Source organism: Pseudoalteromonas sp. BZK2, from assembly GCF_014349195.1.
Classification (GTDB): Bacteria; Pseudomonadota; Gammaproteobacteria; order Enterobacterales; family Alteromonadaceae; genus Pseudoalteromonas; species Pseudoalteromonas simplex.
Map to the genome: position 1 here is coordinate 20,603 of NZ_JACSOG010000024.1, position 12,185 is coordinate 32,787.

The following is a 12,185-nucleotide window of genomic DNA, read 5'->3' on the forward strand; positions in this document are numbered from 1 at the left end:
AGGGACTGCTATCAATCCAGATAAAATTAGCAAATAAGTGCACAAAAAACGAGCTTGGTTACGCTGTCCCTAAGCCGTATCATAACTTACTTAGTTTGCCTGCTTTTTAATGGCTTCCCATGCGTTGTCCATTTCTTCGAGGCTAGCCGTCTCTAAACTTTGACCACGTTCACCTAAGTAAGCAGCCACTTTTTCAAAGCGTGACGCGAACTTAGCATTGGCACTTCGTAATAATTGCTCAGGGTCACGTTTAATATGACGGGCTACATTTACCGTTGCAAAAAGTAAATCACCCAGCTCCTCTGCACTATGATCAGAGTTAGGATCATGAGCCAGTGCTTCTTTAACTTCGTCTACTTCTTCAGCAACTTTATCGAGTGCCCCATGATAACTTGGCCAATCAAACCCTAGGCTTGCTACGCGCTGTTGAATCTTCTTCGCTTTTGATAAGCCCGGCATCGCATCAGGAATATCTTGCCATAAACTCATTTGTGGAGAGGCGGTTTTTTCTGCTCGCTCTTGTGCTTTAATAGCTTGCCACTGCGCTGAAAGCTCAGCGTCAGTCAGCTCACTTTGCTTTGCAAAGACATGGGGATGACGACGCACTAATTTATCATTAAGCGTATTAGCCACATCGGCAAAATCAAATAAGCCCTGCTCTTTAGCAAGTTGAGCATAAAAGATGACTTGAAACAGTAAATCGCCAAGCTCACTTTTAAGCTCAGTGAATTCACCTTTTTCAATGCAATCTGCTACTTCGTAAGCTTCTTCAAGGGTATGCGGCACTATTGATTTAAAGTCTTGTTTTAAATCCCACGGGCACCCAGATTCTGGGTCCCGTAGTTTAGCCATAATTGCAAGTGACTGCTCAATTGCCTGTTTATCATCCATTACGAGTGACCACGCTTTGCATCATGTACACCTTCGATTTGGTGTAACTTAGACAATAAGCGGTTGGTGCTTGATAAGTCATGTACTTCAACCTGCATTGAAAACAGCGCAAGCTGCTTATCTTCTACCGTGTTGACGTTCATGTTCAGCACATTCACCTTTTCGTTTGCAAGCACTGAGCTGATATCTCGAATAAGGCCCGAGCGATCGGTCGCTTCAACTTTTATCGTTAATGAGTAAGAGCCATTGACATCGTCTGACCAACTTACTGATATCACCCGCTCAGGATGCTTTTCACGAAGTTTCTCAAACGAATCGCAATCTTCACGGTGAACTGCAATCCCTCGGCCTTGCGTAATGTAGCCAATAATTTCATCGCCCGGCACAGGTCGGCAGCATTTAGCAACATGGCTCATTAAGCTACCTACCCCATCAACAACAATACCGTTCTTATCGCCGGTGACACTTTTTGGCTTTTTAAACTTAATTTGTGGTTCGTCATGCTCACGGTCACTAATGAAGTTTAATAACTGGTTTAAGCGAACATCTCCAGCACCTACCGCAACCATAAGGTCGTCAAGGCCTTTAAGGTTAAAGCGCTCAATTGCTGGCGCTAGATCTTTGGTTGTTAAATCCAGTTTTTGCAGCTCAGTTTCGAGTATTTCTTTACCGGCACTTAAGTTTTTATCGCGATCCAGCTGCTTAAACCAATGATGGATTTTAGAGCGTGCTCGTGAAGACTTAATATAACCTAGCGATGGGTTTAACCAATCACGGCTTGGGTTAGGCTGCTTTTGAGTTAAAATTTCAACCTGATCGCCGGTGCTTAATTGGTGAGTAAATGGCACAATTTTGCCAAACACTTTTGCGCCAATACAACGATGCCCTACATTTGAGTGAATGTAATAAGCAAAATCAAGTGGTGTTGCACCCAGCGGCAAATCGAAAATATCCCCTTTAGGCGTAAACACATAAACACGGTCTTCTACTACTTGGTTTTTAAGCTCTTCCGCAAGATCACTACCATCAACAACTTCTTCTTGCCATTGCAGTAACTTACGTAACCAGCTAATTTTTTGCTCGTAGCCTGAACCACGCCCTGGCAATGCACCTTCTTTGTACATCCAATGCGCAGCAACACCTAGCTCAGCATCTTGGTGCATTTCGCTCGTACGAATTTGAATTTCAACGGTTTTACCTTCAGGGCCAAATACCACGGTATGGATTGACTGATAACCGTTTTGTTTAGGTGTTGCGATGTAATCATCAAATTCTTTATTTAAATGGCGCCAGTTAGTATGAACGATACCTAACGCCGCGTAACAATCTTGCAGGCGCTCTACCACTATGCGCATAGCGCGAATGTCAAAAAGCTGGTCGAACTCATAATTCTTCTGTGCCATTTTTTTGTAGATGCTGTAGATATGCTTAGGGCGACCATACACCTCACCTTCAATACCCGCCTCAGCCAAGCGTGCTTTAACTAAAGCAACCATGTTCTCCATGTAAGCTTCACGGGCAAGGCGCTTATCATCTAGCTGTTTAGCGATATTTTTATAGGTATCTGGATGCAGATAACGGAACGACAGGTCTTCAAGTTCCCATTTAAGCTGACCAATCCCTAAACGGTTAGCAAGGGGGGCAAAAATGTCGCGAGTTTCTTTAGCGGCAATAACGCGCTCTTCTTCACTGGCGTCTTTAACATCACGCAAGTGGCACACTTGCTCCGCCAGTTTAATCACTACAGCCCGCACATCTTCAACCATGGCTAATAACATGCGGCGGATATTATCAATTTGTACAGTGCCTTTCCCTTGGTGGGCTAAGGTACTGATGGTCGCCATTTGGCTTACGCCAGTTAGTAATAATGCAACGTGGTTACCCAGCTTTTCAGTGACTGTCTCTATCGAGATTTTTTCAGCTAAAAAATAAGGCGTTAAAAAAGCAGTAGCAAGGGAATCTGCGTCTAAATTTAGCTCAGCTAAAATCTCCACCATTTCAATGGCTGTGTTTTCACGTTTTGCATCATCGCAATGCAGGCACAGTTGGTGAGCCTGCTCTAATAAGGTATGTTTGTCTTCTGTTAGCGCTAACAGCTCGATACGGCTGGCAAAATCACTCGGCTTAGTTAGCTGATGTGACTGTCTAGTGGCTACCATGTGCGCTTTACCTCCTGTGAAATAACGCCATCGTTTCAATATGCCCGGTATGCGGGAACATATTCATAAGCCCAATTTTTTCAATGCTAAAGCCTGCTTGTAAAATAATTGCACTGTCACGGGCTAAAGTAACAGGATCACAAGAGACGTATAAAATCGTTTTAAACTGAGTAAGTGGTAACTGCTCTAAAATAGCCATTGCACCAGTACGTGATGGATCAAGTACTAACACGTCAAGTTCGGCACTAAACCAAGCAGCTGATTGCAGTGATTTTGTTAAATCAAAACAATAAAAATCGGTATTCGACAATGAGTTAGTTTGCGCATTTTGTTTTGCTAATGCAACCGCAGAATCGACCCCTTCAACACCAATAACATATTTAGCATACTTTGCAATCAATAATGAAAAGTTACCAATGCCACAAAACAAATCCAATACCTGCTCATGACCTTGTAAATCAAGCCACTGTTTTGCTTGATGCAGCATAGCTTGGTTTACTTGCGGGTTAACTTGAATAAAGTTTTCAAGGCCAAACTCAAAGCGTAAATCATAAGCCGGTATCTGGTAGTACGGCATTGGATGGTCACTGTGATCAATTTCGCCACTGTGTGACTGCCACACAACACGCCAGCTATATTCATCACACGCTGCGACTACAATAGCTTTTAACTCTGCGTTAATGGCTTTGGTATGCCTAATAACCACAAAGGCCGCGTTATCAGCTTCACATAATTGTAAGTGACTAATGCTACTCAGACCTGAATGGCTGTTGATAAGAACATCAAAAACTGAAAAAACGTCTTTAAAAGTGCCACTCAGCACATCACAGTTTTCTATGCTCACTAATTGTTTAGAACCTTGAGCCCGATACCCTACTCGCATTTTCTTTGCGGCTTTGTCGTGCATTACGGCAATGCGCGCAGAGCGACGATAATGGCGCTCTTCACTAAGCAGAGGTGCTTGCCAATTTAAGTTATCAGCTTTGGCAAACTTGCTAAACAGCTGACTCACCGCCGCTTGCTTCTCAACCAATTGCTGCTCTGCATCAAGGTGCTGTAGCTGACAACCACCACAAACCAGATAATGCTGGCAAAAAGGAGTAACCCTATGCGCTGAGGCTGATAGCACTTTTTTACAATCAGCACTGGCAAAACGAGCCTTATCTTCAATCAATAACGCTTTTACTTCTTCACCCGGCAAAGCACCATTAACAAAACAGACTTTATTTCCCTGCTTAGCAACGCCCCGCCCTTGGTGATCCATAGCAGTGACATTCAGGGTTAGCATTTTTTGCGAAACGGATTTCTTTTTGGCTTTGAAAATCTGTGCCATTGGGCAACACCTTAATTATTGATAAAGCGGGAGTAAGTATATACTCTTAAACAACGATAATAATGATAACAACATTCTTTATGACTAAATTTGGCTTACGTGACTCAGTCTTAACCCTTACACTTATACCGACTGTGATCATAGGCTTGTTGCTGGGCGGTTATTTTACAATAAATCGTTACATTGAGCTCGATGAAATTTTGTATCAACAGGGCGTGACTATTATTGAGCCCCTCGCCATTGCTGTTGAGCAACCGCTATTAAAGCGTGATAAAGCCTTATTAACTCGCTTAGTTAGTCATACGCACAACAAACACTCCCCTGCTATCCAATCAATTGCTATTTTTGATGAAAACAATGAGTTAGTGATTTTTAGTAAATACCAAAGTGAGTTCAAAGAAATTGTTAGCAGCAATGCAAACAACATGGATGGCATCCAAGTACAAAATTCTGAGCACTATTTAACATTCTCCACTGCCATAATTAATCATAGCCGCCAAGACACGATTTGGAATCATCACAGCTATCAAGCATCACTTGGTACTGTGGTGATTATGCTTAACAAACAACAAGCCATTATTGGCCAGCAACGAGCATTATTGGTCAGTGGCGTAGTGATATTACTCGCGCTCATACTTGCTATCGTATTAGCGTTTAGACTAACTCGCATGTTTATTCAGCCTCTTAATAAGTTAGTACTAGCTACCGACAAGCTTATTGAAGGTAAAGTAGACACTGGACTTGATCAAAAAATGTTTGGCGAGTTTGAGTTATTACGCACAGGTTTAAATACCATTGCAGAAACTATGGTCGTGCAACGCGATGAGATGCAAAAGCACATTGACCAAGCAACCTCTGATTACCGCGAAACACTCGAACAATACGAAACCCAAAATATTCAGTTAAGTATTGCTAAAAAAGACGCGCAAGACGCGAACCGAGTAAAATCAGACTTTTTAGCTAAAATGAGTCATGAGTTACGCACACCTTTAAACGGTGTAATTGGTTTTACACGCCAGCTTTATAAGACTCCGCTGAATAAACATCAAAAAGATTATCTTGATACCATTGAACTGTCGGCAAATAGTTTACTTACCATTATCAGCGATATTTTAGACTTTTCGAAATTAGAAGCCGGAGCCATGGAACTTGAGTCAATGCAATTCCAGCTCCGTGACAATATTAATGAAGTTATGACCTTGTTGGCACCAAGTGCTCACGAAAAACAACTTGAGCTATCGATATTTATCCACCCACAAGTACCCGACAACTTAACTGGCGACCCGACCCGCTTTAAACAAATTTTAATCAACCTGTTAAGTAATGCCATTAAGTTTACTGAAAAAGGCTCAATCAAAGTTGATGTTGGCTATCGCTTATTAGATGAAGAACGCGCCTCTATTTTAGTGTCTGTCACCGACACTGGTGTAGGTATCCCAATGGATAAACAAGATGCGTTATTTACCCCATTTGGCCAGGCAGACTCTAGTATCACCCGTAAATTTGGTGGCACAGGTCTTGGCTTAATCATCACTAAACATATTGTTGAAGCGATGAATGGCCGCATCACCCTAAACTCAGCACCTGGTAATGGTACCTGCTTTACATTCAATGCCGTATTCAGAACGCCAAGTAACTCAATTACCAGTGACTTACCGACTCAATCATTAATTAATAAACGTATTCTTTACCTTGAACCTCACGAGCATACACACCAAGCGACTCTGTCATTACTCAATGAGTGGCAAGCACGAGTAACTGCCTGCTTAGATGAAGAAAGTTTCTTAACTGAGATTAACAAAGACTTCAGTTACGATATTTGTATTATCGGTCATACAGCTGCAATTGATGATATGCAACAGCTCAAGAGTTATGTAAAAGCCGTTCGCCCTGTCACTGACTATCTTTACCTTATGCTCAATACAGTTTCGCATAATATGCGCGAAGCCTTTATTGGCAGCGGAGCAGATGCGTGCTTAAGCAAACCACTTAACCACCGTAAATTATGCGAAGTGCTTGCTGCACCTTATCGCCTTGATCACCCTGTACATAACATTGAACAAGGCGATGAAAAACTATTACCGCTAAAAGTACTGGTTGTAGACGATAACGATGCCAACCTTAAACTTATTTGCACCTTGCTTGATGAACAAATAGAACTGATAGATACCGCACACAACGGTTCACAAGCTTACAGCTTAAGTAAAAGCCACAAATATGACTTAATCTTCATGGACATCCAAATGCCAATTATGGATGGTATTACCGCATGTAAACTTATTCGCGAGTCATCTCTTAATGAAGATACTCCTATCATTGCTGTAACCGCTCACGCCCTAGCGGGTGAAAAAGAACAGCTACTTAAGGATGGTTTTAAAGGCTATTTAACCAAACCTATTGATGAAGATATGCTAAAGCAGATAATTAGCGATCATAGTCCACAATCACCGATTAACCGCGAACGCAACAAAGTTCCGGCAATTAATTCAGAGCCTCCATTTGAAAGTGCCCGCTTAGATTGGCAGTTAGCACTACAACGTGCTGGCGGTAAAGAAGAGCTAGCACTAGAAATGCTCAATATGTTATTACTCAGCGTGCCGGAAACCTTGCGTCTGCTCAATGAAGCTATAGAAAAAGAAGATTGTGAACATGTGCTTAGCATTGTGCACAAGTTCCATGGCGCATGTTGTTACACTGGTGTGCCAAAACTTAAATCCCTCGCCGAAACACTCGAGACAGCACTAAAAGGTGATTGCGATTTAAATTACATTGAGCCTGAATTGTTTGAGCTTGTTGATGAGCTAAATAATTTGTTGAGCGATGCTGGAATGCTTGAGCAGCAACGATAAAAAACACTCAATAAATTCTATAAAGGAATATTAATGAAAAACTATTTAATGCTAGCTGGCAGTTTGTTTGTCTTTGGTTGCACTTCTACCGAAGAAAAACCAGTAAAATTAGAGTATGCGGATTTAGCTGTTAGCTATAATGAAATGGAGTCAGCAAAATGGCAACAGCTTGAACGCTTTCCTGCCAGATACCCAAAAAAAGCAGTCATCCAAGCAAAAGAAGGTTGCGCAACTATTGAGTACGTCATTACGCCACAAAATGAGATTAGAGATATTCAGGTAGTTGCCTCAACTAACCCTGTATTTGCCGATGCAGCAAAAGATGTAATCACTAATTGGCACTGGAATGAGCTGGCGAAAAATATTACTGATAAAGCAGTGAAAACCCAAACTCGCTTTGACTTTTGTTTTGACACACTTGAGCAACCTTGCAAAGAGCTAAAACCTAACTATTCATGCCCTAGTTCCGATATTATTTATTCCACGGGTACACGCGTAGTGAAGTATTAAAGGGAGCTTGCTTTGTATTTTATTTTACTTATCGTCTTTAGCGCTATTTCACTCACTTGGTTTTTCCTTTGCTATAAAAAACTAAGTATTGAAGCTAATAATTACGTAAAAACCAATTACACAGAGCTGTGGCAAACATACGAAAGCCAAGCCAGCTTAATGAGAACAAAACCTGACTCAATGGTTATTCATTCAATTAAGAAAGGTGAATTGTCGGCAATAGATGACGCTGTTTTAAAAAGCTTTAAGAAAAAGCATCAATATTTAGTGGTCCTACTCTGCCTTTCCCCTTGGCTATCTTCATTGCTTGCACAATTTATTGTTTATCTGAGTAAATAAAAAACGCGGTGGATATCACATCCACCGCGCTCAGTATTCAAATTTGCTGGCTCTTATTAAAGGCGTCAGCTTAAAGTCTTGCTTCAATCATTAAACGTTTCATATCGCTGACTGCTTTTTCTAAACCATCAATCGCTGCACGGGCAATAATCGCATGACCAATGTTTAACTCATAAATTTCTGGCATTGCCGCAATAGGTTTTACATTGTGGTAATGAAGACCATGACCGGCATTAACGATTAAACCTAGGCTATCGGCATATTGTACACCGCTACGAATACGCTCAAGCTCAGTGTGAAGCTCTTCGTCATTTTCAGCATCAGCATAAGCACCGGTGTGAATTTCAACGTATGGAGCATTACACGCTTTTGCAGCGTCAAGTTGTGCGTTGTCGGCATCTATGAATAACGAGACCTTAATTCCTGCTGCTGTTAGCTTTTCTGTTGCTGCTTTTACTTTTTCAAAATTACCCACAACATCAAGACCACCCTCTGTGGTGAGCTCTTCACGCTTTTCAGGCACTAAACAAACATAAGCAGGTTTCACTTCAAGGGCGATGTCGATCATTTCATCGGTCACTGCAATTTCAAGATTCATACGTGTTTGAATCGTTTTTGCCATCACATATACGTCGCGGTCTTGAATATGACGACGGTCTTCACGCAAATGAATGGTGATACCATCTGCACCAGCATGCTCTGCAACAGCTGCAGCATGCGCAGGATCTGGGTAACTCGTGCCACGCGCTTGGCGTAAAGTGGCAATGTGATCAACGTTTACACCAAGAAGAATATCTTTCATTTTTTTACCTGTTTAAAACAACGATTCAAGGCTGAACATCAGCCTACTTAATAAATAACTCACGGCTTTTTAATGGCTTTTTGCCAAGTAAAGGCTTGAGTAAGTATCGACTTAATTGCTTTGCCATATATAACACATCAGGGGCGCTAAAGTCATGAGCTGCTATGGCATTTAATTGCTTTCCTGAAAAACCACTATGGGGGTCGTCATGCAGTAAAAAACCGTATTCAGCAAAGTACTGGTAATTTGCTGCATCGATAATTTCATCACCTTCGGCATCAACACTAAAATCAACGCCATAACCAAGCATTTCAAGTAACTGAAACTCATAAGAGCGAAGCACCGCTTGCAGGTTTTTAGTGGTTGATAATTCACCTAGATGCTGTTTATAAAGATGATAAACACTTTCCATCGGCTCATTGATAGGTACGATACGATTGGTTAATTCGTTCATATAGAAGCCGCAATAAAGCTCGGTACCCTGCAACATAGTTTGCCGGCCATGGGGTTCAAAACGATTAATGTATTTTAAATCAGACTTGCCGTTATATTGTACGAGCAAAGATTGGAAAGGTTGTAATTGTGCTTTATGTTTAGTGGCCTGGCGACCACTAACACGGGCCAGCATTCTCAGCTGACCTACGCCTTCTACCAGCATATCGAGCATGACTTGCGAGTCGCTAAATGGACGTCGGTGCAGCAAGTATGCTGTGTAGAATTCGCTATCCATGGCGTGTAAGACTTTACTTAGTCTTCACCATAGCCAAGGCTACGTAGCGCACGCTCATCGTCGGCCCAGCCAGACTTCACTTTTACCCAAAGTTCTAAAAACACTTTGTTATCAAGCATATCTTCAAGGTCTTTACGAGCTTCACGGCCAATAACTTTCAGCTTTTCGCCTTTATTGCCGATCACCATACGCTTTTGCGTTTCACGCTCAACGAGGATCAAACCATTAATTTGCCAAACACCGTTTTCTTGCCATTTAAACTGTTCAATCTCTACAGTGACTGAATATGGTAACTCATCACCCATAAAGCGCATCAGCTTTTCACGGATCACTTCAGCTGCCATAAAGCGCATTGAACGGTCTGTTACGTAGTCTTCAGGGAAGTAAAACTCACAAAGCGGTAAACGCTTTTTCACTTCATCTTTGATTAAATCAATATTTTTACCCTGCTTCGCAGAGACCGGCATAATAGCCACAAAATCAAATTTACCACCTAAAAACTGCATGTGCGGAAGCACTAAATCACGGTCTTTAACTTGGTCAATTTTATTCATAACTAATAACACTGGGCGACCGCTCTGACGTACTTTATTTAGTACCATCTCATCGTCTTCGTTCCAGTGTGTGCCTTCAACCACAAAGATGATCAGTTCGACATCGCCAATTGAGCTTGATGCAGCACGGTTCATTAAACGGTTAATAGCGCGTTTTTCTTCTACGTGTAAGCCTGGTGTATCCACATAAACAGCTTGGTATTTACCTTCGGTATGAATACCCATAATACGGTGACGTGTGGTTTGTGGCTTACGCGAGGTAATAGACACCTTTTGCTCAACAATATAGTTAAGTAAGGTTGATTTACCTACATTTGGGCGGCCAACAATGGCAACCATACCGCAGTGCGTGTCTAGCTCTGCAGGTTCTTTGCTAATTAAATCATCAAGATTCATTTTTAAGTATCTTTAAGGCTTTTTCAGCGGCTTTTTGCTCAGCTTTACGACGCGAGCTACCAACTGAGATAATGCTATCCATCCCTTCAACAATACATTCAACCGTGAATGTTTGATTGTGCGCTTGGCCTTTTGTATCAATTACAGTGTAGCCAGGTAACGATAATTTGCGCGCTTGTAAGTATTCTTGAAGTAATGTTTTTGGATCTTTTTGATTTAAGCCCGGCGAAATTGCATCAAGACGCGACTCGTACCAGCTTAAAATTAACTCACCACATTGTTCAATGTTTGAGTCTAAGAACACCGCACCAATAATCGCCTCAACGGCATCAGCAAGGGTTGATTCACGGCGAAAACCACCGCTTTTAAGCTCACCTGGACCTAAGCGTAAGTAATCGCCTAAGCCAAACTCTAGGCCAAATTCAGCCAACGTTTGACCACGAACTAGGGTCGAACGCATGCGGCTTAAATCACCTTCGCGTGCTTTTGGAAATTTAGTGTAAAGCGCATTCGCAATCACAAAGCTCAAAATCGAATCACCTAAAAACTCTAAGCGCTCGTTATGTTGGCCTTTATGACTGCGGTGCGTCATTGCCTGCTCAAGCAAAGCTTGATCAGTAAATGTATAACCTATTTTGTTGTATAACTCTGTTACGTTTTTTTTCATCGTTACTGAATATTACCTAGGCGTTCAAAACGAACACCAGTTGGAACCCAGCCTGGTAAAAAGTCATCTGGGCCATTCTCAAATTCAAAACTCATCCATATAAAGACGGCTTTACCTACCAAGTTTTCTTTAGGTACAAAGCCCCAAAAGCGACTGTCTTGGCTATTATCACGGTTATCACCCATCATGAAATAATGATCGGCAGGAACAACCCACTCATCAGAGCGTGTACCTGGTTGTTGATAATAACGGCCTTTCATTTCAGGAGCTTGCGGGTTAATTAAAATATTATGATTCAATGTGCTTAGGTTTTCTTCTAAGCGCACTAAATTCATCGAACCCTGCTTGAACTCGTCACTATTGAGGATTTCCATATCAATTTTGTTGTATTCATTACACAGCAAATCACCTTGCTGCGTTTCACCTTCGGCACATTTTGGCTGAATATAAAGGTGCTTATTGCGATAAACAATTTTATCGCCCGGTAAACCAATCGTACGTTTAATGTAATCTACACGCTCGTCTAATGGGTATTTAAATACCACAATATCACCACGTTCAGGTTCATCAACATCAACTAACTGGCTACGCCAAATTGGGTCTTTGATGCCATATGAGTACTTCTGTACCAAAATGAAGTCACCCACTAATAGGGTTGGCATCATTGAGCCAGATGGAATTTGAAACGGTTCAAAAATGAAAGAGCGAAAAATCGTGATCGCTGCAATCATCGGAAAAATTGACTTAGCCGTTTCAGTGATACTTGGCTCAGGCGCAATTAATGCGGCGGTTTCTTCGTCTAGTTCACCACCTGCTGCATTTTGAGCAAGGGCAATGCGTTGCTGACGCTTTGGCGCATACATAAAGTGGTCAATTAACCAAATTAATCCTGAGCCTAGCGTTAACAACACTAAGAAAATAGAAAAGTAACCCGCCATGCATTAATTCCTTTATT

General features: G+C 41.7%; 11 protein-coding genes. 3 read left to right on the top strand and 8 right to left on the bottom strand.

Going from position 1 to position 12,185, the window contains the following annotated elements:
* Window positions 1–90: 90 nt before the first annotated feature.
* The 3 genes from mazG to rlmD are packed head-to-tail and all read right to left on the bottom strand — an operon-like array spanning window position 91 to window position 4,383.
* Window positions 91–891 carry a nucleoside triphosphate pyrophosphohydrolase gene (gene mazG, locus BIZ38_RS14595; RefSeq protein ID WP_187490601.1) on the bottom strand — a complete coding sequence of 267 codons (801 nt, stop codon included), beginning with the start codon at window positions 889–891 and terminating at the stop codon, window positions 91–93.
* Window positions 891–3,050, bottom strand: coding sequence for a GTP diphosphokinase (relA, locus tag BIZ38_RS14600; RefSeq protein WP_055197911.1), 2,160 nt, complete (start codon window positions 3,048–3,050; stop codon window positions 891–893). Before relA ends, mazG begins: the two co-directional genes overlap by 1 nt.
* A gap of 7 nt (window positions 3,051–3,057) precedes the next feature.
* Window positions 3,058–4,383 (bottom strand): 23S rRNA (uracil(1939)-C(5))-methyltransferase RlmD, encoded by a 1,326-nt coding sequence (gene rlmD / locus BIZ38_RS14605; RefSeq protein WP_187490602.1) that lies wholly within the window; start codon window positions 4,381–4,383, stop codon window positions 3,058–3,060.
* Between the two features lie 80 nt (window positions 4,384–4,463).
* Here rlmD and barA point away from each other — a divergent pair, with 80 nt between their 5' ends.
* The 3 genes from barA to BIZ38_RS14620 are packed head-to-tail and all read left to right on the top strand — an operon-like array spanning window position 4,464 to window position 8,081.
* On the top strand, window positions 4,464–7,232 hold the full coding sequence (gene barA, locus BIZ38_RS14610; RefSeq protein WP_187490621.1) for a two-component sensor histidine kinase BarA: 2,769 nt from the start codon (window positions 4,464–4,466) through the stop codon (window positions 7,230–7,232).
* A gap of 33 nt (window positions 7,233–7,265) precedes the next feature.
* Entirely contained in the window at window positions 7,266–7,742 is a 477-nt protein-coding gene (locus BIZ38_RS14615; RefSeq protein ID WP_187490603.1) for an energy transducer TonB, read from the top strand.
* Between the two features lie 12 nt (window positions 7,743–7,754).
* Complete coding sequence (locus BIZ38_RS14620) at window positions 7,755–8,081, top strand: hypothetical protein (protein WP_187490604.1); 327 nt, start codon at window positions 7,755–7,757, stop codon at window positions 8,079–8,081.
* 70 nt (window positions 8,082–8,151) lie between these two features.
* Here BIZ38_RS14620 and pdxJ read toward each other — a convergent pair whose 3' ends face one another.
* The 5 genes from pdxJ to lepB are packed head-to-tail and all read right to left on the bottom strand — an operon-like array spanning window position 8,152 to window position 12,168.
* Window positions 8,152–8,883, bottom strand: a complete 732-nt coding sequence (gene pdxJ / locus BIZ38_RS14625; RefSeq protein ID WP_054554340.1) for a pyridoxine 5'-phosphate synthase — start codon at window positions 8,881–8,883, stop codon at window positions 8,152–8,154.
* A 43-nt stretch (window positions 8,884–8,926) separates the two neighbouring features.
* On the bottom strand, window positions 8,927–9,613 hold the full coding sequence (gene recO, locus BIZ38_RS14630; protein ID WP_138600276.1) for a DNA repair protein RecO: 687 nt from the start codon (window positions 9,611–9,613) through the stop codon (window positions 8,927–8,929).
* A 17-nt stretch (window positions 9,614–9,630) separates the two neighbouring features.
* Window positions 9,631–10,563, bottom strand: a complete 933-nt coding sequence (gene era / locus BIZ38_RS14635) for a GTPase Era (RefSeq protein ID WP_054554338.1) — start codon at window positions 10,561–10,563, stop codon at window positions 9,631–9,633.
* Window positions 10,553–11,230, bottom strand: coding sequence for a ribonuclease III (gene rnc, locus BIZ38_RS14640; RefSeq protein ID WP_054554337.1), 678 nt, complete (start codon window positions 11,228–11,230; stop codon window positions 10,553–10,555). Before rnc ends, era begins: the two co-directional genes overlap by 11 nt.
* A 2-nt stretch (window positions 11,231–11,232) precedes the next feature.
* Complete coding sequence (gene lepB, locus BIZ38_RS14645) at window positions 11,233–12,168, bottom strand: signal peptidase I (RefSeq protein ID WP_054554336.1); 936 nt, start codon at window positions 12,166–12,168, stop codon at window positions 11,233–11,235.
* Window positions 12,169–12,185 lie beyond the last annotated feature (17 nt).

Bases quoted from the DNA above. Each gene is read 5' to 3' on its own strand.
- pdxJ (WP_054554340.1), bottom strand. From the start codon at position 8,883: ATGAAAGATATTCTTCTTGGTGTAAACGTTGATCACATTGCCACTTTA.
- barA (WP_187490621.1), top strand. From the start codon at position 4,464: ATGACTAAATTTGGCTTACGTGACTCAGTCTTAACCCTTACACTTATA.
- rnc (WP_054554337.1), bottom strand. From the start codon at position 11,230: ATGAAAAAAAACGTAACAGAGTTATACAACAAAATAGGTTATACATTT.
- era (WP_054554338.1), bottom strand. From the start codon at position 10,563: ATGAATCTTGATGATTTAATTAGCAAAGAACCTGCAGAGCTAGACACG.
- BIZ38_RS14615 (WP_187490603.1), top strand. From the start codon at position 7,266: ATGAAAAACTATTTAATGCTAGCTGGCAGTTTGTTTGTCTTTGGTTGC.
- lepB (WP_054554336.1), bottom strand. From the start codon at position 12,168: ATGGCGGGTTACTTTTCTATTTTCTTAGTGTTGTTAACGCTAGGCTCA.
- mazG (WP_187490601.1), bottom strand. From the start codon at position 891: ATGGATGATAAACAGGCAATTGAGCAGTCACTTGCAATTATGGCTAAA.
- rlmD (WP_187490602.1), bottom strand. From the start codon at position 4,383: ATGGCACAGATTTTCAAAGCCAAAAAGAAATCCGTTTCGCAAAAAATG.
- relA (WP_055197911.1), bottom strand. From the start codon at position 3,050: ATGGTAGCCACTAGACAGTCACATCAGCTAACTAAGCCGAGTGATTTT.
- recO (WP_138600276.1), bottom strand. From the start codon at position 9,613: ATGGATAGCGAATTCTACACAGCATACTTGCTGCACCGACGTCCATTT.